19 protein-coding genes are annotated in these 23,431 nt (G+C 45.5%); 15 read left to right on the top strand and 4 right to left on the bottom strand.

The window, feature by feature from the left end; translation table 11 throughout:
* The first annotated feature begins 331 nt into the window (after positions 1–331).
* From uvrC to A8C56_RS01910, 8 genes are all read left to right on the top strand, one after another.
* Positions 332–2,167, top strand: a complete 1,836-nt coding sequence (uvrC, locus tag A8C56_RS01875) for an excinuclease ABC subunit UvrC (protein ID WP_067751287.1) — start codon at positions 332–334, stop codon at positions 2,165–2,167.
* Positions 2,168–2,188: 21 nt separating this feature from the next.
* Positions 2,189–2,731 (top strand): Crp/Fnr family transcriptional regulator, encoded by a 543-nt coding sequence (locus A8C56_RS01880; RefSeq protein ID WP_067751290.1) that lies wholly within the window; start codon positions 2,189–2,191, stop codon positions 2,729–2,731.
* Positions 2,732–2,804: 73 nt separating this feature from the next.
* Positions 2,805–3,395, top strand: a complete 591-nt coding sequence (locus A8C56_RS01885; protein WP_067751295.1) for an NAD(P)H-dependent oxidoreductase — start codon at positions 2,805–2,807, stop codon at positions 3,393–3,395.
* 92 nt (positions 3,396–3,487) lie between these two features.
* Positions 3,488–5,083 carry an apolipoprotein N-acyltransferase gene (gene lnt, locus A8C56_RS01890; RefSeq protein WP_067751296.1) on the top strand — a complete coding sequence of 532 codons (1,596 nt, stop codon included), beginning with the start codon at positions 3,488–3,490 and terminating at the stop codon, positions 5,081–5,083.
* On the top strand, positions 5,084–5,881 hold the full coding sequence (locus tag A8C56_RS01895) for an alpha/beta fold hydrolase (protein ID WP_084489932.1): 798 nt from the start codon (positions 5,084–5,086) through the stop codon (positions 5,879–5,881).
* 95 nt (positions 5,882–5,976) lie between these two features.
* Positions 5,977–6,735 (top strand): SDR family NAD(P)-dependent oxidoreductase, encoded by a 759-nt coding sequence (locus A8C56_RS01900; protein WP_067751298.1) that lies wholly within the window; start codon positions 5,977–5,979, stop codon positions 6,733–6,735.
* Between the two features lie 307 nt (positions 6,736–7,042).
* Positions 7,043–8,083 (top strand): NAD(P)H-dependent glycerol-3-phosphate dehydrogenase, encoded by a 1,041-nt coding sequence (locus A8C56_RS01905; RefSeq protein WP_084489934.1) that lies wholly within the window; start codon positions 7,043–7,045, stop codon positions 8,081–8,083.
* A 159-nt stretch (positions 8,084–8,242) separates the two neighbouring features.
* Complete coding sequence (locus A8C56_RS01910; protein ID WP_067751302.1) at positions 8,243–8,521, top strand: hypothetical protein; 279 nt, start codon at positions 8,243–8,245, stop codon at positions 8,519–8,521.
* A 23-nt stretch (positions 8,522–8,544) separates the two neighbouring features.
* Here the strand turns inward: A8C56_RS01910 and hemW are convergent, their stop codons facing one another.
* A complete protein-coding gene (hemW, locus tag A8C56_RS01915; RefSeq protein WP_067751305.1) occupies positions 8,545–9,666 on the bottom strand; it encodes a radical SAM family heme chaperone HemW in 1,122 nt (373 codons plus the stop codon).
* A gap of 396 nt (positions 9,667–10,062) precedes the next feature.
* Between hemW and A8C56_RS01920 the strand changes: the two genes are divergently transcribed.
* The 3 genes from A8C56_RS01920 to A8C56_RS01930 all read left to right on the top strand — a co-directional run bounded on the left by A8C56_RS01920 (position 10,063) and on the right by A8C56_RS01930 (position 14,893).
* On the top strand, positions 10,063–11,871 hold the full coding sequence (locus A8C56_RS01920; protein WP_084489936.1) for a POTRA domain-containing protein: 1,809 nt from the start codon (positions 10,063–10,065) through the stop codon (positions 11,869–11,871).
* Between the two features lie 493 nt (positions 11,872–12,364).
* The gene (locus tag A8C56_RS01925) at positions 12,365–14,272 is read left to right on the top strand and encodes a S9 family peptidase (protein ID WP_067761484.1); all 1,908 of its coding nucleotides are present in this window, start codon (positions 12,365–12,367) and stop codon (positions 14,270–14,272) included.
* An 81-nt stretch (positions 14,273–14,353) separates the two neighbouring features.
* Complete coding sequence (locus A8C56_RS01930) at positions 14,354–14,893, top strand: GNAT family N-acetyltransferase (protein WP_084489938.1); 540 nt, start codon at positions 14,354–14,356, stop codon at positions 14,891–14,893.
* Positions 14,894–15,251: 358 nt separating this feature from the next.
* Here A8C56_RS01930 and acnA read toward each other — a convergent pair whose 3' ends face one another.
* Positions 15,252–18,026, bottom strand: a complete 2,775-nt coding sequence (acnA, locus tag A8C56_RS01935; protein WP_067761489.1) for an aconitate hydratase AcnA — start codon at positions 18,024–18,026, stop codon at positions 15,252–15,254.
* 174 nt (positions 18,027–18,200) lie between these two features.
* On the opposite strand from acnA, the gene A8C56_RS01940 reads away from it, so the two are divergent.
* The 3 genes from A8C56_RS01940 (at position 18,201) to A8C56_RS01950 (ending at position 19,572) form a co-directional block, all read left to right on the top strand.
* Positions 18,201–18,776 carry a Crp/Fnr family transcriptional regulator gene (locus tag A8C56_RS01940; protein ID WP_067761491.1) on the top strand — a complete coding sequence of 192 codons (576 nt, stop codon included), beginning with the start codon at positions 18,201–18,203 and terminating at the stop codon, positions 18,774–18,776.
* A 69-nt stretch (positions 18,777–18,845) separates the two neighbouring features.
* Entirely contained in the window at positions 18,846–19,256 is a 411-nt protein-coding gene (locus A8C56_RS01945; RefSeq protein WP_067751311.1) for a DUF4267 domain-containing protein, read from the top strand.
* Positions 19,243–19,572, top strand: coding sequence for a hypothetical protein (locus tag A8C56_RS01950; RefSeq protein ID WP_067751316.1), 330 nt, complete (start codon positions 19,243–19,245; stop codon positions 19,570–19,572). Before A8C56_RS01945 ends, A8C56_RS01950 begins: the two co-directional genes overlap by 14 nt.
* A gap of 20 nt (positions 19,573–19,592) precedes the next feature.
* Here the strand turns inward: A8C56_RS01950 and A8C56_RS01955 are convergent, their stop codons facing one another.
* Entirely contained in the window at positions 19,593–21,113 is a 1,521-nt protein-coding gene (locus A8C56_RS01955; protein ID WP_169818735.1) for a WG repeat-containing protein, read from the bottom strand.
* 64 nt (positions 21,114–21,177) lie between these two features.
* On the opposite strand from A8C56_RS01955, the gene A8C56_RS01960 reads away from it, so the two are divergent.
* Positions 21,178–22,146: a helix-turn-helix transcriptional regulator gene (locus A8C56_RS01960; RefSeq protein WP_067751321.1), complete on the top strand. Its 969-nt coding sequence runs from the start codon at positions 21,178–21,180 to the stop codon at positions 22,144–22,146.
* A 784-nt stretch (positions 22,147–22,930) separates the two neighbouring features.
* Here A8C56_RS01960 and A8C56_RS01965 read toward each other — a convergent pair.
* Complete coding sequence (locus A8C56_RS01965) at positions 22,931–23,422, bottom strand: DinB family protein (RefSeq protein ID WP_067751324.1); 492 nt, start codon at positions 23,420–23,422, stop codon at positions 22,931–22,933.
* Positions 23,423–23,431: the final 9 nt, after the last annotated feature.

Raw genomic sequence — 23,431 nt, forward strand, 5'->3', positions numbered from 1 at the left:
AAACGGCGGAAACATATATTACGCCGCGCTGCGGCTCCCTAATTGTTTTGGATGGATCTATAAATGGTACCGGTGCGCTGCACCTTTGCCCCGTGCTATGTGAAAGCATAGTTACGGAGCAGCCAAATATTCGTAGCAGCAAACAATCACAGCCCCAAAAGGCGCGTAGCGCCGCAATATTAAAAACGAGGCGGAGCGGGTGCGGTCAGTGACCAGAGGTAATACTGTAAAAATAATAAGCACCTGGAGCAGGTACACTCTAAAAATCCGCTCATTTTTCCATACACCATTTACTTATTAAATTTACCGGCCTTAAAGTCTGAATAATCAATTGACGCAGGAAGAATTTTCAAATATCGCTGCAACCATTCCGCAGGAACCGGGCATTTATAAATACTTTGATGAAACCGGCAAGATCATTTATGTAGGTAAAGCAAAGAATTTGCGTAAACGTGTTGGTTCCTATTTTAATAAGACCTTTACCAATTACAAGACCCATGAGCTGGTTCAGCGCATCCGGAATATTGAATTCACGATCGTTAACAGTGAGCCGGACGCTTTTTTCCTGGAGAATTCCCTTATAAAGCAGTTTCAGCCCAAGTATAATATCAACCTGAAGGACAGCAAATCCTATCCTTATATTGTGATCAAAAACGAGCCATTTCCCCGAATATACCTGACGCGTCAGCCGGTCAGTGACGGGTCGGAATACCTGGGGCCCTATACTTCCGTTTTCAAGGTGCGGGAATTGCTGGAGTTCATCAGGCGTACCATACCCATGCGTACCTGCTCCTTAAATCTTACACCCAGGAATATAGAGAAAGGAAAGTTCAGGGTTTGCCTGGAATATCATCTGGGCAACTGCAAAGGCCCCTGTGAAGGCCTGCAGACAAAAGAAGACTACGACAATAACATCAGCCGTATCCGGGATCTGCTGAAAGGCAACCTGACACCGGTTATCCGCCATTTCAGGGAGGTTATGAAACAGCACGCAGAAGCACTGGAATTTGAAAAGGCAGAGCAGGTACGCAAAAAGATCGAATATCTGGAAGAATATTACCAGTCAAAATCCGTTATTACGGGGATCCGGGGAGGCGATAAAGATGTATTCTCCATCATCAAAGACCGATCCATAGCCTATGTAAATTACCTGATGATCCGCAATGGCACGGTAGTGCAAACCCAGACCAACAAGCTGGAAACGCACCTGGATGAGCCGGTTGAGGAAATACTGGCTTATGCCATCCGCCAACTGCGCATGACGTTCAACAGCCAGGTAACGGAAATTGTAGTGCCTTTTGAAATTGATTATCCCGAATCCAATGTGGAGCTCATTGTTCCCAAAGCAGGTGACCGCAAAAAGCTGCTGGAGCTTTCAGAGAAGAACGCGAATTATTTTATTGAAGAGATAAAAAATAAAGAACGTATAAAGATCAACCGGAATGTGGATCATGTAAAAGTGCTGGAACAGTTACAGATGGATCTGCACCTGCCCGAGCTGCCGGTGCACATTGAATGCTTTGATAACTCCAATTTCCAGGGAAGTTACCCCGTGTCGGCTATGGTTTGTTTTAAGAATGGGGTGCCCAGCAAAAAAGACTACAGGCATTTTAATGTAAAAACCGTTCAGGGCATCAATGACTTTGCCAGCATGAAAGAGGCCGTATACCGCCGTTACAGACGGCTGACAGAGGAAGGTGCATCCCTGCCCCAGTTAGTGATCATTGATGGGGGCAAGGGGCAGTTAAGCGCTGCACTGGAAGCGATGGAAGAACTGGAGCTGCAGGGTACCATTACATTGGTAGGGCTGGCCAAAAACGTAGAAGAATTATTCTTTGCAGGTGACCAGGAATCCCTGAAGCTTCCTTACAACAGTTCCAGCCTGAAGCTGATCCGTTTTATCCGCGACCAGGTGCATCGTTTTGGCATTACCTTTCACCGGCAGAAGAGAAGCAAAGGTACTTTTAAGAACGAGCTGGAAGACATTAAAGGCATTGGGAAAGCAACGGCAGACCTTTTGTTAAAGGAGTTCCGTTCTGTAAAAAATATCCAGGAAAAATCAGAAGATGAGCTGGCCACCGTTATTGGCCGGTCAAAAGCTCAACTGATCATCAGCTATTTTAATAATAAGAGCAGCGCGGAGGCTGATAACGCAATAGATCATTAACAGGTTCAATGTTGTTTTATAATGGGACTTAACTTAAGTACGGTCAGTAAAGAATGGGCATTGTTTGAACATCTGTTCAGGCAGCGGCATGTTCCCGCCCGCGAAATACTACTGCGCGAGGGCGCCATTTCAAAAATGGCTTTTTATATAGAAAAGGGGAGTCTCCGGCTTTGGTTCAATAATAATGGTGCAGACGTCACTTTCCAGTTCTTCTTTGAAGGCGAAGGGGTTTCCTCCGTGGAAAGTTTTCGCAACCGGCAGCCCAGTCTTTTTACCATACAGACAATTGAGCCCTGCATCATTCACAGCATTAGCCGGAAAGATTTCCAGTATATTTTAGACCATTCACCAATTATCCGGGAGTCAGTGGAAGAACACTCTTTTCAGAGGCTGATCCATTACCAGAAATTATTTCTTTCCAGGATAAAAGACAGTCCTGAAAAAAGATATAAAGAACTGCTGAAAGAACACCCCGAAATAGTACAGAGGGTGCCGCAGCATTATATTGCCTCCTACCTGGGCATTACCGCCGTTTCATTAAGCAGGATCAGGAACAGGCGCTGATATTTATTAACAATTGTTATCGTTTGCCCTTCTTAGCCTTTCGGATATTGCACAGACAATAAAAAGGCTAAAAATGAAAGTGGTAATCGTTTTTAATCATCCTTACGAAGGCAGCTATTGCAACGCCGTTTTAGAATCTGTTATCAAAGGACTTCAGAAAGCACAGCACGAGACCGACCTCATCCATCTTGATAAAGACAACTTCAACCCCGTAATGACCGCCGCTGATCTGAAAGGATTTGTTGAGCGGAAACCGGTAGATCCGAAAGTGATGGAATACCGGCAGCGCCTGGAGCAGGCGGAGCACCTCATCCTCATTTTTCCCATCTGGTGGGAGCTGATGCCTGCCATGACAAAAGGGTTTATAGATAAAGTGATTTTCCCCGGAGTGGCCTATGATCATCCGCCCAAAGGCGTTCTTTTTACGCCCCTTTTCAAAAAAATAAGAGGTGTTACAATGATCACCACCATGAATTCTGCCGGCATCGTATACCGGCTCTTTTTCGGAAATGCCATACAGCGTTCAGTTTTACGGGGCACATTCTGGAAAACAGGGTATAAGAACCGTAAGTGGATCAATTTAACCATGGTCAAAATGATCTCTGAGGAAAAGCGGAAAAAACGGCTTCAAAAGCTGGAGCAGGTTTTTGCCAGACTGAAATAACAGGTACCATACTTTAGCGTCGCCATCCCGCTAATTATTCAAATTCTGTATGAAAAATTTTATGTACGTTTGGCTTCTAAGCAAACAGCAGCATGAATGCGAATAAACAGGGCGGGTTATTAAACGCTGTTATCGGGGGGATCTTACTCTGGGGAGCATGGCCCACATCTCCTTTAACGATACTTATATTCATTGCCTGGGTTCCGTTGCTTTATACAGCCGAATCGGCCGGTTCCTGGGCGCGGTTCTTCGGCTATACCTATATTACCACGCTGCTTTGGAATGTGCTGGTCACCTGGTGGGTTGCAAAAGCCAGCGTACCGGGCGGCATAGGCGCCTTTGCCGCCAACAGCCTGCTGATGTGCGTTCCATGGCTGGCCTACTATTTTACCCGCAAACAGTTTAACGCGTTTGTTTCCGGGTTGGCTTTAATTGCCTACTGGCTTACATTTGAGTTCATTCATATGAACTGGGATCTTAGCTGGCCCTGGTTGTCCTTAGGCAATGTATTTGCAATGCATCCCAACTGGGTACAGTGGTATGAATATACAGGAACTGCCGGGGGCAGCCTGTGGGTGCTGTTAAGCAATATACTGGTGTTTAATGTGTTGCTTCGTTACCGGGAAGAAGGCCGCAGCACAGGCTATTTTAAATTAGCCGCCGCCTGGGTACTGACGCTCTGTGTGCCGATCCTGCTTTCTGCGTTTACCAAACAAAATCTAACACTGCAGCATAATAAATACAATGTGGTGGTGGTTCAGCCCGATTATGACCCATGGGACGACAAATTTGTTGCCGGAAAGGAAGAAGAGCATCTTCATAAATTGATTCGTCTTTCGCAACAAAATATAGATGCCAATACCGCGGTAGTTATATGGCCGGAAACAGCTGTGCCGTATACAGTACGGGAAGATCAGCTGCATGAAAACCGCTTCCTGGTGCCGCTGTGGGCTTTTTTAAAGAACAATCCACACATAAACCTGCTTACAGGACTGGAAGGCTATAGATTGTATCCTGTAAGACCCAGTCGTTTTGCCACGAAGTTGCCGGATGGATCTTTTGCAGAAAGCTATAATAGTGCAGCCTTGTTTGACAGTAACAGCGTGCAGATCTATCACAAATCCAAATTGGTTCCAGGGCCTGAAGTATTGCCGGGGTTTATAAGCTTCCTGGCTCCTCTGTTTGAGAAATTTGGCGGAACTATGGGCGGCTATACAAAGGATAGTACAGAAAAGGTATTGCAAACTTCCAATAATACGTTCAGCATTGCACCAGCTATTTGCTACGAAAGCATTTATGGCGATCATTTGTCGCGGTTTAACCGTAAAGGAACCAATCTGATAGCCGTTATTACCAATGACGGGTGGTGGGGAAATACACAGGGGTACCGGCAGCATATGCAATACGCAAGATTGCGGGCTATTGAAAGCCGGAAATGGGTGGCACGCAGTGCCAATACAGGCATCAGCTGTTTTATTGATCCCTATGGGAATATTACCCGGCAGTTGCCCTGGAACCGGCAGGGCGTTCTGAAACAAACCGTTGCGGCGTTTGTTACGGAAACGTTTTATACAAAGCATGGCGATTGGATATCAAAAATTGCTGCGGTCATTGCGGTGCTCTTTTTATTGTTTTTAGTTTACAGGATATTTGCAAAAAAGACTTCATCACCCTTAAAATCACCCTGAATGGAAAAGAAGGCGATCACCATCAATAATAAAATAATCAGTTACGGCGTAGAAGGCGTGGGGCAACCTGTTGTGCTGCTTCATGGGTTTGGCGAGGATAGTTCTGTATGGGAAAATCAGGTAGACTACCTGCGCCACAACTACCAGGTAATTGTGCCGGATATTCCCGGTAGCGGGAAATCTGAACTGACAGATGATGTAAGTATGGAAGGTATTGCCGGTGTGGTGAAGCAGATCATTGAAGCAGAAGAGCTGGATGCTGTAGTATTGATCGGGCACAGCATGGGCGGTTATGCTACCATGGCCTTTGCAGAGCAGTACCCGCATATGCTGGATGGTTTCGGGCTGTTTCATTCCACCGCCGCAGCTGATACAGAGGAAAAAAAAGAAGCCCGGAGAAAAGGGATTGCGTTTATTGAAAAGAACGGCGCCAATGAATTTTTAGAAACAACGATCCCCAATCTTTTTGCCGATACCACAAAGGAAAAAAAGCCAGAGCTGATCAAAGCTTTTACCGCCTCACTGCCAAAGTTTTCACGGCCGGCGCTCAAAGCATACTATGAAGCCATGATCGCAAGACCGGAGCGGATCGACCTGTTTTCAAAGACTGACCTGCCGGTGCTGTTCATTATCGGGGAACAGGACAATCTTATTTCTTTTGAAGATGTTTTAAAGCAGTCTTCCATGCCCCGGGTGTCCTATATTCATGTATTGCATCACTCAGGTCACATGGGCATGCTGGAAGAACCGGCCAAAGCAAATGCGGCGATCGAAGAGTTCTTAATGGAGTTGAAGTAGGTCAGAGATCTGAGCATTGAGATGTGGGCATTGAGTTATCAGTAGTCAGTTGTCAGCCCGAACCGGAATAGTCAGTAACAGGAAATAAAGCACCCATGAATAAAATTGTTTTGATAACAGGCGCTACTGCCGGATTTGGCGAGGCCTGTGCGCGAAAATTTGCCGCCAGCGGATATGATGTGATCATTACCGGCAGAAGGCTGGACCGCCTTGAAAGACTCACAGAGGAGCTGAAGGCACAGTATTCCGTTGATGTATTGCCGCTCCGTTTTGATGTGCGCAGCCGCGATGCCGTGCTGAATGCCATTAATGAGCTGCCGGATCAATGGAAAAGGATAGATGTACTGATCAATAACGCGGGGCTGGCAGCAGGTAAGGATGATTTTGATAAAGCCAGCCTGGATGACTGGGACGCAATGGTGGATACCAATATAAAGGGGTTTGCTTACATAGCCCAGTCAGTTGCACAGCTGATGATCCCCCGTAAAAAAGGCCATATCATTAACCTGGGCTCCGTTGCAGCCAAGCAGGTCTATGCACAGGGAAATATGTATTGTGCTACCAAACATGCTGTGGAAGCGCTTTCACAGGCGATGCGCATTGACCTGCTGCCGTATCATATTAAAGTGACGGCCGTCCATCCGGGAGCTGCCAATACCGAGTTCTCAACCGTTCGTTTTAAAGGAGACCGTATTGCTGCTGATAAAGTGTACGACGGTATGATTCCTCTGGTTGCTGCAGATGTTGCAGAAACTATTTTTTACTGTACCACATTGCCGGATCATGTTTGTATCAATGATCTTGTAATTACCTGTACCCAGCAGGCGGACTGTTTTTATTACGATAGAAAATAATGGATGAGCAGAAGCCGGGCACATTTTACGGAGCACCGGGGACGAACGCAGAAACTGTAAAAAAAAACAGCCATAAATACCGGCGGAACGGCCTGGCGGGCAGGCACGGATAAAACAAGAACGAAGTTTTTATTTAAAATAACACCAGTAATGCCCCCCTGGACACATTTTCGCATTTTGGAGTAGTTTTCAATAATTCGGTTGACGGGTGCTCGGAATGACATTTTTATATATCCTCCTGTATAAAAGGCCAGCCATAACGGGTTTCTGGCGCATTCAGTAACTTTGATCTTCAAACTTTTACGAATTGGCAATAAAATTTGGAGTAGCCGGCAGCGGCAGCTGGGCAACAGCGTTGGTAAAAATATTAACGGATAACGGTCACAAGGTAAACTGGTGTTTGCGTAATGAAGCGTCTGTTGCCTTTATCAAACAGCGGCACCACAACCCCAAGAATCTTACGGCTGCGGTGCTCAATACCCGGTTGCTTCACCTGACTACTGATCTGGCTGCGCTTGTTGACAGATCGGATGTAGTGATCCTGGCAATGCCATCTGCCTATGTAGCCGCCACCCTGCAGGTGCTGGCCCCGGACGCTTTCGGCAACAAAAAAATCCTTTCCGCAATTAAGGGTATTTTACCGGTGGAAAATGTTTTGCTGAATGAGCACCTGGAGCGCAATTTTGATGTGCCGCTAACCAATTATTTTGCAGTATTAGGCCCCTGTCATGCTGAAGAGGTAGCTGCTGAAAAGCTTTCTTATCTTACTTTTTCCGGTGTTGACGAAGCATTTGCATCCAGGATCGCGGCGCATTTTAAATCCTCCTTTATCAATACGGTTGTTAATGAAGATATACTGGGAGTACAATATGCTGCGGTTTTAAAAAATATCTATGCGCTGGGCGCCGGCATTGCGCATGGCCTTGATTATGGTGATAACTTTCAAAGCGTTTATATTGCCAACAGCGCGGATGAAATGGCCGGTTTTCTCAGAAAATTCGGAGCTGAGCATATTGTAGTAGGGGAGCATGACGATCTTGACCATCCCGGTAAAAAATACGCCAATTATTCCGCCTCCGTTTATCTGGGCGATCTTTTGGTAACCTGCTATTCCCTGCACAGCCGGAACCGCACTTTTGGAAACATGATCGGAAAAGGATACAGCGTACAGGCCGCCCAACTGGAGCTGCGCATGGTAGCGGAGGGGTATAATGCCGCTAAATGCATTTATAATACCAATAAGTCCCTGAAGGCGGATATGCCCATTGCAGATACGATCTACCAGATCCTGTGGGAGCAGTTGCCCCCTGCAAAAGGATTTGAAAAAATTGAAGGATTTCTGATATAGCCGGTAACACGCATATACAGCCGGACGTTTCAACCGGGCCAAACCGGTGATGGCACTGATTCTCATTGACTGTGAAGATTTGTAATTCCTCTGCTTTGTCCGGGTTTTTATGATTATATTGTGCAGACAAACGATTGTTGAACCGATAATTTTATAACGATGGATATACCTGCATTTCCAAACGGGTTTGATTCCTGGCACAAGACCCATTTTGAAGTAGTGGAAGCGCTTTGTTATTTAAGAGATCTGGAAGAAACCCGGCAAACAAAAAATTTTGCTGAGATGCTGAACCGGAGCGCTACGGAAGACCTGTACCAGCTGGCAAAAACGCTTACCGACCGGTTTGAAGAGCAGGCCCGGGAGCTCCCCCGAACCCGGACACTTTTTGAAGAAATTGAAGATTTTGTAGCAGGGGAAATAAAACAGAAAGCGCAATAATCCTGCAAAGAGCGTACTTAGTACTATGCATCCAGGAACAGATCTGCTGCAATTCCGTCTGCATACAATTTGCCTTCATTGGTTAACCAGATAACGCTGCCGTGCTGCTGCAAATGACCACGCCGGGTATGTTTTACTGCCTGTTCCAGTACATATTTTTTTCCCATCTCCGGCAACAGGGCCGTATCGATGCCCTCTGCTGTTCTCAGGGCAATCATGATGTATTCATTGAACCTTTGTACAGGGGTCAGTATTTCCTCTTCAAAGGGAATATTTCCCTCATTAATGGCATGGATGTATTTTTGATTGCTGGCCACGTTCCACCTGCGCGCCATGCCGTTAAAGGAATGGGCTGAAGGGCCAAAGCCCCAATAGGGCACTCCTTTCCAATAGGCGCTGTTGTGGCGGCTGCGGAAACCCGGTTTTGCAAAATTGGAGATCTCATAATGCTCGAATCCCGCGTCTTTCAGCCAGTTCATCAGCAATAAGAATTGCTCTGATTGCCTGCCGGCATCAATATCATTTTTTTCATGCTTTCGGATCATTTTATCCAGCGGCGTCTTTGGTTCTATCGTTAATGCATAACAGGAAAGATGCGGAACGCCCAATTCCAGTGCGGTTTCCACGTTTTGCCGCCAACGCCCATCGCTTAAACCCGGAACACCATAGATCAGGTCAATAGTGATGTTTTCAAAATCATTCAGGGCAAGTAGCAGTCCCTGCCTTGCCTGTTCTGCGTTGTGTGCCCGGTTCATCCACCGCAGGTCTTCCTCAAAAAAAGACTGTACCCCGATGCTCAATCGATTAATACCGGCCTTTTTCCATGCTTTTAACTGCGCTGCAGATAAATCGTCCGGGTTGGCCTCTAATGTTATTTCTGCGTCATCAGCAACCGGGTAATACCGGTTTGCCTGTTCCAGTAAATGGGCTATTGCATCCGTTTCCAGCAAACTGGGTGTACCCCCACCAAAATAAAGGGTTGCAACGGGCTGCTGCTTAATAAAGCCACCTGCACCTGCCAACTGCATTTCCCTTTCAATGGCATCCACCAGTTGCTTCTTATAGTGCAGAGAGGTGGTAAAATGAAAATTGCAATAATTACAGGCCTGCCTGCAAAAAGGAATATGAATATAAATACCCGCCAATGGTGCTGTTTAAATAATGAGAATACGCTATAATCAAAAATATCTGCCTTTTAGACCCAACTGCCATGATGTTTGGGCTGGAAATGCTGTTGTCAAAGACCAAAGTTAATTCGAAAATTGAAAGCAAATCACAACTGTTTTCTTCAAATAGCGTTTATTTTGCAGTTGCCAATGACAGATGTGTTATTGTTTTGGAAATCAATCTTTCTTTTTGTCATGCCGTTCCGATAGTTCGGAATTGTTTCGGCATCTATTTATCGCTAATTTGGACCCTGAAACAAAAACAGATCCCGGAACAGGTCCGGGATGACATCTTCAGGGTGAGCCGTAAGAATAATTGTCATTGCCTCATCCGAACTTTCGGATGGTTTTGTTTTTACAAATGGAAAACTCAGGATGGCAAAGGTACAATACCTTTTAATGCTTTTTGCTTTTTTATGGATGAGCCTGTGCGCCTCTTCCCAAAACCGGTATGTGCTGCACATAGAGCCGGCAGACCGCGATACAGGTTTTATCCGGAATGAGCTGCAGTTAAAAACAGACTTTATTAACCAGGCGGATTGCCAGCAATATGTAAGCCAGCTGTTGCCTGCATTGCAAACACGCGGATATGTTACCGCATCCATCGATACGGTCCGTTTTGATACGGCTGCGGCTTACCTGAAACTGTTTACCGGTGGAATTTATAAATGGGAGTCGCTCACCACATCAGCTGAAAGCCGTAAATGGCTGGCCCAGGCAGGCTATAGCCCGGAGGTGTTCATGAATCGCCCTCTTGATTACCAGGCATTGGGGAGGCTGCAACTACAGCTTCTCGATTATTTTGAGAATCACGGATATCCCTTTGCAAAAATATTTGTAGATAATCTTAATATTGACGGCGATAAAGTTTCCGGGCGGCTACAGGTACAGCCTGGCCCGCTTTACCGGATCGACAGCATTAAAATAACCGGGAATGCTAAGCTCAGCAACGACTATCTGCAGAATTTCCTTGATCTCAAAAACGGCTCGTTATACAATAAAGAAAAGCTGCAGCGCATCAGCGCTGAATTAAAGAAGCTCAACTATATTGAAGAAACGCACGATCCCCAATTTTACTGGGGCAGTACCGGCGGCGTTGTAGAACTTTTTTTGGAGCAGCGAAAAAGCAACCAGGTCAATTTTATCATTGGATTTTTACCCAATGCCAACACCGGCAACGGTCAGTCCAATAAATTGGCCATTACCGGTGAGGGATTGCTCAATCTTAAAAATGCTTTGGGTGGTGGTGAAACCATTGGCCTTCTCTGGCAAAAGCTGGCCGCATCTTCTCAGCAATTAAATGTGGCGTTTCAGCAGCCTTATCTGTTCCGGTCGCTTTTCGGGCTTGATTTTGGGCTCAATATGTTAAAGCGGGATTCCAGCTATTTAAATTTCGACTATCATATAGGCGCACAATATGCGTTCAATACAAAGCAAAGCGCCAAATTGTTCTTCAGCCAGTTTTCCACTATTGTCAACAGCATAGATAAAGATGTGATTCTTCAAACCCGGCAATTACCTGCCGAAGCAGATGTGCGGATTTCCAATGTTGGTGTGGAATACCTTGTGAATACCACCAATTATATTTTTAATCCTGTATCCGGACTGGATATTCACTTTACAGGTACTGCCGGTATCAAAAAAATAAAACGAAACAACCAGGTACTGGATCTGGAAGACCCTGATGATCCCGGCTTTGATTTTGCAAGCCTTTATGATACCGTAAAACTGAGCTCTTACCAGGTGCGTACCACCCTGGGTGCTGCTAACTATTTTCCTTTATCAAAAAAAGGGGTCAGCACATTAAAAACCGCTATCCAGGCGGGTTATCTGGGCGGAGGAAATCTTTTCCGGAATGAGCTGTTCCAGATTGGCGGTTACCGGTTATTGCGTGGTTTTGATGAAGCCAGCCAGTACCTGTCTCAATATGCTATCGGTACGCTGGAATACCGTTACCTGATCGGGGAGAACTCTAACCTGAATGTGTTTGCAGATGGGGGCTGGGGGCGGGATGGCAGCCGGGGTGTTAACCAGAACTATACCTACATCGGCCTTGGCATCGGTATTGCTTTTGAAACAAAAGTAGGCATCTTTAATCTTGCCTGGGCAGTAGGCAAACGAAATGATACGGAGCTGAACCTGCGGCAGTCAAAAATACATTTTGGTTTTGTAAGTTATTTTTGAGAGGGGGGATGGGGGAAGTCAGAAGTTAGAAGTCGGAAGTCAGGTGTTCAGGCAGGAGAGTTATCAGTATTGATTTCAGATATTAGATATTAATATTTAGACTTCAGGTATCCGGCATCAAAACGAACTATTAACTATGGACTAAGAGAGTAATCAGCCGGACAGTCTGAATCAACTATGAACTATCGACCATAATTCCCTTCCATGTCCTGAAAAAAGTGAACACTTTAGCTGAACATTGACTATTGCGTATTGAAAATTGATTATTAATATGCAACAATCAATTTTCAATATTCAACGTTCATTGATTGCTGACCACGCCCCCCGCCTCCCGCCAAAATTTCTCCTTCCCGGCAGCATGCATTTTAACTACATTTGCACAAACCGACATGAAATTTTTCATGCCGAAATTACATAAAAGGGCATGAAAAATTTCATCAAAGGTTCCTCTTGGCCAAAAACAATAATAAATTTACAAGAGAAATTTTCAGTAATGAAACCATTTTTCATCACCGTATTTGTATTTTCTATGCTCAAAGCTACTGCACAGCAAAACCTAAGCCCGGAAACGCTTTTGAAACTGGGAAGGGTTAGCACTGTTGGAATTTCAAAAGACAAAAAGAACCTGGTTTACAAGGTAGCTACTCCCAACCTTGCAGAAAATAAAATGGAGACCAAACAATATGCTATTCCCCTTGCGGGCGGACAGGCAACAGCCATAGCCAACACAGATGAAATAGTGGAAAATAGCCGTATTTCGCCGGATGGGAAATACATACTGAGCAGTGAAGAAGTGCTGTTAAAAAAAGTAATGGGCAAGGATATTTACCCGGAGCTGGATCAGACGTCGGCGCAGGTGTATACATCGCTGAACTACCGCCACTGGGATAAATGGTTTGATGGTCGTTTCAGTCATGTGTTTTTTGCACCTTATGCTGATGGAAAAGCAGGAGATAAAAAAGACATTATGCCGGGTGGACCTTATTTCTGCCCGCAGCAGCCTTTTGGGGGAGATGAAGACTTTATCTGGACACCCGACAGTAAGAAAATTGTTTACGTAACCAAAAAGAAATTTGGTACGGACTATGCCATCAGCACCAATACCGATATTTACGAATATGACATTGCTACCGGCCAGACAAAGAACCTCACAGAAAACAACAAGGGTTATGATATAGCACCGGCATTTAATAAAGAGGGCAAAATGGCCTGGCTGCAAATGAAAACGCCGGGTTATGAAGCAGATAAAAACGACCTGGTGGTGCTGACCAACGGAACCACCGTAAATCTTACCGGGCACAATGACCAGATCCATGTATCTTCTTTTATCTGGGGGAGCGATGGAAAGACCCTGTACTTTATTGCGCCGGTTGATGGCACGGAACAGGTTTTTTCCGTGAATGACATTGGTCTTACGCGCATGCTGCCCCGCATCCGGCAGATCTCCAAAGGGGACTTTGATATCACTGCTATTGCAGCACAGGTGGGCGATGAATTGATCGTTTCAAAAGAAGCCATTTCCCGTGCAGCAGAACTGTACCGGCTCAATATTAAAACCGGAGCCTTCACCCAGCTGACCCATGTAAATGATGAAGCGTATCAAACAATTGCCCCTGTAAGAACCGAACGCCGGTGGATTACCACGTCGGATCATAAAAAGATGATGGAATGGATAGTGTACCCGCCGGGTTTTGATCCCAATAAAAAATACCCCACTTTGCTGTACTGCCAGGGTGGCCCGCAATCCGCCACCACACAATTTTTTTCTTACCGTTGGAATTTTCAGCTGATGGCTTCGCAGGGATACATAGTTGTTGTTCCTTCAAGACGCGGGATGCCGGGGTTTGGAACCGCATGGAATGCTGAAGTAAGCAAACATTGGGGCGGGCAGGTATTGCAGGATTACCTGGATGCGATCGATGATATTTCCAAAGAGCCCTATGTAGACAAAAACCGCAGGGGCGCCGTTGGCGCAAGCTTTGGAGGCTATTCTATTTTTGCTTTGGCTGCAAAGCATGAAGGCCGGTTTAAGACCTTTATTGCGCACGACGGGGTTTTTGATTTTGTAAGCATGACCGGTACAACGGATGAATTGTGGTTTGAGAACTGGGAAAAAGGGGGCTATTACTGGGAAAAGGAAAACAAAGCGGCACAGGCATCTTATGCGGCATCTCCCTCCAACTTTGTTGCACAATGGAACACGCCCATTATGATTGTGCAGGGCGGCAAGGATTACCGGGTGCCCATTGAGCAGGGACAGGGCGCTTTTCAGGCAGCACAGCTAAGAGGAATAAAGAGCAAATTCCTTTATTTCCCCGATGAGAACCATTGGGTGTTAAAGCCGCAGAACGCTATGGTCTGGCAACGCGAATTCTTTGGCTGGCTGAAGGAAACGCTGTAAAATAATTCCTGTACATTGAAAGCCGGGTTCTGAAAGCCCGGCTTTTTTACCCATATCGATCTTCGCAAATAAAAATGCACAATGACTGATCAGACCAATAGCGTGCCTTTTTCCATTCAGCCGGTTCTTGAAAATGAAGTGGTAAAATTAGTTCCGTTGAAAGAAACCGATTTTGAGCGTTTGTATGCCGTAGCTTCAGATCCGAAGGTATGGGAAATGCATCCCAATAAAAACCGTTATGAACCGGAGGTGTTCAGGGCCTTTTTTGAAGGAGCCATAGAAAGCGGCGGCGCTTTTTTGATTTTTGATAAGCTTAGCGGGGAGCTGGCGGGCAGCAGCCGTTTTTATAATTACAGTGCGGAGGAGAACAGTATTTTTATCGGCTATACTTTTTATGCTGTTAAATGCTGGGGTACCGGTTTTAATACGCAGGTAAAGCATTTAATGCTGGATTATATTTTTCAATTTGTTAATACGGTTTACTTCCATATCGGTGCTGAAAATTATCGCTCGCAAAAAGCAATTGAAAAACTGAACGCTGTAAAAATAAAAGAAGAATGGGTAACTTATCAGGGAGAACCGGATCGTTTAAACTTTGTGTATAAGATCAGCCGGGAGTAGGGTTTTCCGTGAAAGATAAAACCATTGAGCCATTAAGGGTCATTAATGTTTGATAATGATCCTGTATCAAAATCATTTTTATAAACTTTTCTCTCGTTCATCTTCCAGTCAGTGCAGACCTGCTTACCGGCCAACCCGGGGCGCTCCCGTGGTTTTTGTCCGCACTATTGCTATCAACTTATGGCCCGAGCCTATAGCTCTCCGCTTTTATTACTGTTATTTTGGGGTTGACTAAAAAGCCCCCTTGACTGTCACCCCGAAACTTCGGGGGAGCCTGACGAAATATAGACAATCAAGGGGGCAGCCTTCGTCAGGCTCAGGCTGACATTATTTTGGGTCACCTCACAGGTCTGGTCGTTTAATTATTCCTCAGATACTCCCGTAACACATATTGCAGGATGCCGCTGTTCTTGTAATATTCAATTTCAATGGCAGAGTCCAGCCGGGCTTTTACCTTGAAATCAATTACTTTTCCGCCGGGATGCACTGCTTTTACATCCAGTAATTTATGAGGCGTAAGATTGTTAGCAAGGCCGGTAATCGTATAGGTTTCTGTTCCATCCAATCCAAGTGAGGCCGCATTTTGCCCCTCCACAAAAACCAGCGGCGCTACGCCCATGCCTACCAGGTTGCTGCGGTGAATGCGTTCAAAACTTTCGGCAATGACCGCTTTAATGCCCAGCAGGAATGTTCCTTTAGCCGCCCAGTCGCGCGAAGAGCCGGAGCCGTATTCCTTACCAGCCAGAACGATTAGTGGCGTTTTATCTTCCTGGTAAGTCATTGCAGTTTCATAAACGGTTTTTATGTCACCGGTTGGAAAGTAACGGCTGAAGCCCCCTTCGCGGTCTGCTATCTTGTTTTTAATGCGCACATTGGCAAAAGTGCCGCGCATCATTACCTCATGGTTACCCCTGCGGGAGCCATAGGAGTTAAAGTCGGCCTTGGTAACGCCATGCGCCAGCAGGTATTGTCCTGCAGCGCTTTCTTCTTTGAAGGAACCTGCCGGGGAAATGTGATCGGTAGTAACAGAATCGCCTAAATATAATAACACACGGGCGTCTTTTATGTCTGTTACGGGATCCGGGGTTTCCTTCAGGTCTTCAAAGAAAGGAGATTCTTTAATATAGGTTGAATTTTTGTCCCACTGGTAATTCTGATCAAGGCTCACTTCCAGGTGTTGCCAGTCGGTAGAGCCGTCAAAGATCACGTCATATACCTGCTGGAAATCATCCTGCTTCACGCATTCATTAATGGTATGCACAATATCTTCCCGGCTGGGCCATATGTCTTTCAGGTACACAGGATCGCCGTTCGGGTCATAATCCAGCGGGTCTTCCAGCAGGTTCACATCCACCCGCCCTACCAGCGCATAAGCTACTACCAGCATGGGCGACATTAAAAAATTCATCTTCACCTGCGGATGTACCCTTGCCTCAAAATTCCGGTTGCCGGAAAGTACGGATGCTACTACCAGCTCTCCCTTTTCAACGGCTTCTGCTATTTGCGGGGGCAGCGGCCCGGAGTTGCCGATGCAGGAGGTGCACCCATAGCCTACGGTATGAAAGCGCAGCGCATCCAGGTCTGCATTCAGACCGGAACGTTCCAGGTACTGGGTCACCACTTTAGAGCCCGGGGCTAAAGAGGTTTTTACCCATGATTTGGTGCGCAGCCCTTTTTCCACGGCGTTGCGTGCCAGCAGCCCTGCGCCGATCATTACGGCGGGGTTGGACGTATTGGTACAACTGGTAATGGCGGCAATAACAATACTGCCATCGCTTAACACATATTCGTTATTCCTGTGTTTGATGCGGACGGATTGAATGGATTCTGTAATAACTTCATGAGGTGCTGTATTTTCAACCGGCACTTTGCCAAAGATGAATTCCGTACCGGAACCTCCTTCTGTTAGCCAGGCTGATTCTTTCCGTTCCGGCACCGGGTAATATTGGCGGTTGTGTTCATTGGTTAAAAGGGCAGCGAATTTTGCTCCCAGCTCCTTTACCAGTATTTTATCCTGCGGACGTTTTGGTCCGGAAACAGTGGGTTCCAGGGAAGAAAGATCAAACTCTACAACGGAAGAATAACTGATCTTTTCATTGCCCGTGCGCCATAGCAGATTTTCTTTACAGTAGGCTTCTACAATCTTTATCTGCTCCGCGGAACGGTTGGTGGAATGCATGTATTCCAGTGTGCGGTTATCTATGGGAAAGTAGGTGACGGTACAGCCAAACTCCGGCGACATATTGGATATAGTGGCACGATCGGTTACGGTAAGGTTATCCAGCCCGTCTCCGAACACTTCCACGAATTTGCCCACCACGCCCTTATCGCGCAATATTTTGGTAATGGAAAGCACCATATCCGTGGCGGTGCACTGGTCAGGGATCTTTCCTGTTAATTTTAAGCCGATCACTTCAGGGCAGGTAAAAAAGATCGGCTGCCCCAGCATGGCTGCTTCTGCCTCAATACCGCCCACTCCCCAGCCAATAACGCCAATACCATTTACCATAGGAGTATGTGAATCGGTACCTACCAGGGAATCAGGAAATAACCAGCCGTCCCGCTCAATAACGCCCTTTGCCAGGTATTCCAGGTTTACCTGATGGCAAATGCCCATACCCGGGGGAACTACCGTAAAATTATTCAACCCTTTTTGTGCCCATTTCAACAGCTCATAGCGTTCCTTGTTACGGTCAAATTCCAGTCCTACATTTTTATCATAGGAATAATCCGTGCCAAAATAATCCACCTGTACGGAATGGTCAATCACCAGGTCTACCGGTATGGCCGGGTTAATTTTCTGTCCGTCCTTGCCGTGCCGCACAAATTCTGCCCGCAAAGAGGCCATGTCCACCACCGCCGGAACCCCCGTAAAATCCTGCATAAGGATACGTGCCGGCTTAAACGGAATATCCTTATCAACAGGTGTTGGTGACCATTCTGCCAGCGTTTGTACATGCTCATCAGTAATACTGAACCCATCATAGTTCCGTAATACATTTTCCAGCAGAATGCGGATACTGAAGGGGAGATGCTCCACAGAACCCTGTGGCAGGTCTTTTAAGGAGCTGTAATGGTACTGCTTTCCATTAACCTCAATTTCTTTTTGGGCTTTTGCTTTTGAACTACTCATAACGGTTATCTTAATAATAAAGCAACAAGTTAATTCAAAAAAATGTTTTTTCATAGGAAAACAGGCGTTAAAATAGGGAAGAAAATAATACCCGGAACAGGCGTTGACAACCGCCGCAGATTCCGGCCTGCCTATCGTTAAAGTTTATTGTATTTTGCAGGTAAAAGTACCGCTATGTATGACTTGTTGATTGCAACGTTCAGCCGGTTTATAAAACTGGATGATATTGAAAAAGTATACCTTATGACTATTTTTAAAGAAAAGCAGGTGCAAAAAAACGATTTCTTTTTAAAAGAAGGAACGGTTTGCAGGGAGGTGGGCTTTATCATAAAAGGTATGGTACGGTATTACATTAATAAAGACGGGGAGGAAAAGATTTATGGGTTTGGAAAAGAAGGTGATTTTGTTTGCAACTATGAAAGCTTTTTAAGTAAACAGCCTTCCGGTAAGAATATCCGGCACATGGAAGAAGGAGTTTTGCTTACGGTATCCTATGATAACCTGCAGTTGTTTTATAAGAATGTAAGACAAGGCGAACGTTTTGGCCGTTTGATAAGCGAGCACCTTTTTGTAGAAGCGCTCGGGCAGATCACTTCCCTTTATACCGATTCCGCAGAGGACCGGTATCACAACTTTGTGCAGTTATACCCGGACCTGCAGCAGCGCATTCCTCAATATTATATATCTTCTTATGTAGGGGTAAAACCTCAGTCGCTCAGCCGTATAAGAAAAAGGATCGCTGCTCATTAATTAACCTGGGTGCATCACCAGGTGTTTGCAATAGCGGAAGTTTGTGGTAACAATAAAAAATAGTCCACAATGCAAAAAATTCCACAAAAAACCGCTTTTACGCTATCCCTGATCACGGGTCTGACATTAATCTTTATCGGTATCCGTTTTTTCGTAATGCCACTGGTTGCTGAAACCGCTTTTGGTATCCATACCCATACCGGGGGCGACTATTCTTTCCAATACATTAAAGGCATACGGGATCTTTTTTGCGGGGTGATCCTGCTGCTGTTGCTTTTTACAAGGCAATACAAAGCGCTTGGTCTGATTCTGTTGGTCAGTATTATGATACCTGCTGCTGATTTTGGAGTTGTGATTAGCCATCCGGATTTTGAAGCTGCAAAATTGTTCCCGCACGTTATTGCAGTGCTCCTTGGTTTGGGCCTGGGTTCCTATTATTTAATAAATACATCAAAAAAGAAAGATCATGTGGCTCTTTAATACCGTTCTGATCCTGCATTTTCTGTCGTTCCTGATCTTTGCCGCTACATTGATGGCAGTATACCCGAAAAAAGAGCGAAGGCTATACAGATATGCTATTTTTCTGGGTATTGCAATATTAATAACCGGTTTAAGTATGGTTATGCTGCATTATCCTGCTGTGCAATACAATAAAATTGTTCCCAAGCTGGTTATTTTTGTTATCATCAGCATATTGTGTGGTATTTATAGCAAGAAAGCTTTACCTGCAGGTGTTTATTTTACAATGCTTGGGTTGCTTGTGCTGGCAAGCCTGATCGGCGTAGCCCGGTTTTAAAAAAGAATAAGGATGGCAGCTTATTCCTCGTCTTCTTCAATGTAAAAACTGAATAATTCATCCTTCTGCCCCTTCCGGCGCATCTTCAGGTATTCTTTACTTTCAATAAACTGTTCATAAACAATAGCATGGATGATCCTGTTCCTGAAATTGACGATCCCCCATTTTTTATTTTTCTGTACGGCATAATAGCCGGGGTTGAAGCCGATCTTATACATCTGTTCATATTGAGGCGCTATAAGTATTCTGCCCGTGGAATCGATCAGCCCGTATCGGTTCTCTTTTGAAATGATCTGCAGCCCCGGGGTTGTGGGAATACCAAAATAGACGGGGTTGGTTTTGATGGTACAGTTTTTGTCAAGCAGGAGCCTGTTTGCAGGGTGGGAGAGGTCTAAGATATAGCTGCCATCCGCATTGCAGGCAAAAACGGCATTAGTGGCCACATTGCCGATCCTGTAAGCCTCCGGCCATAATTTTTCACCTCTGAAATTATAAACATAAACCGAAGTGTCCTTATTAACGGTTACTAAAAGCGTATCTTTTAGCGGGAATACATTGCTGTATTGCAGGGGAATGATCGTTTCCCTGTTGCTGTTCATTACACCGCTCAGTCCGTTTTGCTGAACAATGTAAAGATCCCTGCTGAGCGGGAAAATATAGTTGTATGCAACAGATAGCAGCTCTTTACCCGCTAAGGTATAAGCCCCCTGTTTTTTGTTTTTTTCAACCACCAGCACATCGTTCCGGTATTGGATAGCATTGTAAATGGCAGGCATAACAAAATGCCCGAGCGTGTCGATCAACCCTGTCTTCCCCATTGTAGTATTGGTGGCAGTATAAAAATAAGGGGCTACCTCATTAAGCCGGTAACCGGTGATGGGGTCAAACAGTTGCTGCCCGTTTCTGTTAATCAGCGTTACTCCCCCGTTCTTCAGCTGTACCCATGTGTAGCCATTATAAAACCGCTCCAGGTCAATAAACAGGGTAGGAGTCAACAGCCGGCCCCTGCTGGTATAGATCCGGTATCCCGCCGTTGTTTTTACGGCAAATTTTCCATCGTTCAAACTGATCATCTCGCTGTATTGCAGTGGAAGGATTACGTTATTCAAAGTATCTATAAGGCCCCATTTATTATTTTTTGCCACCATGCACCTGCCTGCTTCAAAAGATGTAGCTGCATCATCATACTCAAACGGGATTACGATCCTGCCCCTGTTGTTTATAAAGCCTCTTTTTAGTTTACCGTTTTTGGTAATGCCTGCCTGTGCTTTATCTTCATCAAAGCGGTCGTATATATAATCGTACTTAGGAGCTGCTACAAGATGGCCGGTTGAATCCACCAGCCCTTCTTTCCCGGCTTTATTCCGTACTACGGCAACCCCGTTGCTGATGCAGCCCACAAACTCATAGGTGGCTTTCAGCTGCTTCATCAGGCTCTTGTCAAATTTTTGGGCACTGCCTGTTACAACGGCGCTCAGCATTAAAAGAGTACAGCTAATAAGGGCAAAAGTGGGCTGTAGTATGTTTTTTATAGTCAGCATCCGGCGCATAGGTATTTTTCTTATTTTCAGCCCGAAAATACTAAACTTTTAATATTCCAGGCAGATGGCTGCTGAACCGATCAATAAATTCGACAGGATCATTGCTATTCTGATACAGCTGCAATCCCGGCGTATAGTAAAAGCACAGGACCTGGCCAACCGGTTTGAAGTAAGCCTGCGCACCATATACCGCGATATCCGCAGCCTGCAGACCGCCGGTGTGCCGATTTCCGGCGAGGCCGGAGTCGGATATGAGCTGGTGGAAGGCTACCGTTTGCCGCCGGTGATGTTTACACGCGAAGAAGCGTCCAGTTTTGTTGCGGCAGAAAAACTGATGGAGCGTTTTATTGATAAACGTTTGGGGGATCATTTTGCTGCGGCCATAGCAAAGATGAAAGCAGTGCTGCGTATGACAGAAAAGGACTGGATCAGCAGCATTGAGCCTCAGGTAATGGTGCGTGGAGGGCAGCCCATTTTTAATGACAAAGTACCTGATGCGCTGTCCGTATTATTTGATAGCCTTGCACAAAAAGTGCAGATTGAAATTAATTATAAAAAGCTGGAATCAGACCAGGCAGCATTACGGACAATAGAACCGGTAGGCGTATTCCATGAAAATGAGTTCTGGTATATGATGGCCTATTGCCACCTCAGAAAAGATTACCGCCGCTTTCGTACCGACCGCATACAGGGGATAAAAAAACTGGAGATACCCTTTGCAAAAGAGCACCCTGGGCTGGAACATTTCCTGGATCGGCAGCAGGATGCTCCCAGAACTAAAGTACGCATCCTTGTAACGCCAGCAATTGCAAAATACCTCGACCGGCAAAAAAGCCATCAGGGATTTGTGGAACAAAAGGTAACGGATAAGGGCATCGAAATGACCTTTATGAGCCGTTATCCTGAAAGCGATTTTGCCCGTTGGTTTATAACGTTCGGGGATTATGCAACCCTGCTGGAACCCGTATCATTAAAGAAGACCATCCGGGAAATTTTAGAAAAACAGTTGAAGAATCTGAGCGATGAGGCGTGAGAGATGAGATAATGGGTATAAAACCCCGGTTTTAGCTGTGGGTATGCTTCAGGCTCTGACGCAGGTTGTTACCGGGACCGGTATCATAAAAGGCCTTTTCGGGTTAACACCGGCTAATTTCAGGAAAGTAGTAAAGAGGGCAGGCCGGGAAGGATTTCTGGTATTCAGATCTGCAGGCCGGCAGATGATGATTACAAATATGTAATCAAAAAATCTGTAATCAAAGATATTGATTACAAAATTCCTGATTACAGATTGACTCGTCCTGAAAAAGGTTGATACTGTGACTTACCCGGAAAAAGAGTATAATGGATACGTGCTTCAACGGCAGGCATCCGGTTTTATCATTTTAGGGTATCTAACTTGCCTTTAAGAGGATAAACCTCTATGGCGCTAGTGCCGTGTCAAGTTTTCCATTTGTAAAAACAAAATCATCCGAAAGTTCGGATGAGGCAATGACAATCATTCTTACGGGTCACTCTGAAGATGTCATCCCGCACCTGTTCCGGGATCTGTTTTTGTTTCAGGGTCTGTTAGGTGATCATATACATAGATGCTGAAATACCCGTCCAACCGGGGTTGTCCGGGCGGAAATTCAGCATGACTAAAGTATGATTGGTTTTCAACGTATAATGCAGTCTGTCATTGGCAGCCTAAATGTTCATTTGGAATTTCCCGCAGAATGCGCTGACTGACGCAGATAATCAAATCATTCTGCGCTTTTCTGCGGGAAATATTGCTCTGCACTTTAGAATTGACAGGACACTGGTCCTGTACGTACAGCTCATTTACCTCTTTCCCAAAAGAACGGAGGGGTAATGCCCAGTGCCCTCAGATAAACATACCCCTGCGCCCGGTGATGAATTTCATTGTCTATGAAATAAAAAATATTTTCATAAACAGGAAACGCATACTGCCCGAACAGGTTAACTATTTTTTGAAAGCCGGCTTCAGGAATTTGCCTGTAATAGGTATTGATCGTTTTGGTAGCAGTGTCCCAGAGCTTTAAAAGCTCCTTTTTGGAGGTTGCCTCAAAAGCTGCTTCATTATAAGGGCGTTCATCCTGTTCCACGATTCCTTTAAGTGCAGGACCACCGATCGCCAGTAACTCTGCAACTAATTTGGCAAAAGGCCGCATACCGCCTATTGAAAATTCAAAAAGCTCTTTTTCAGGAAAGGCCTCGATCACCCTGCGGGTAAGATTGCGGTGCCCCTGCCAGTGCTTTAATAATTGTTCTTTGCTCACTGCTGTGGTTTGTTTTGCTGTAGTTGTCATGATGCTTTG

Source organism: Niabella ginsenosidivorans (genome assembly GCF_001654455.1).
GTDB classification, from domain to species: domain Bacteria; phylum Bacteroidota; class Bacteroidia; order Chitinophagales; family Chitinophagaceae; genus Niabella; species Niabella ginsenosidivorans.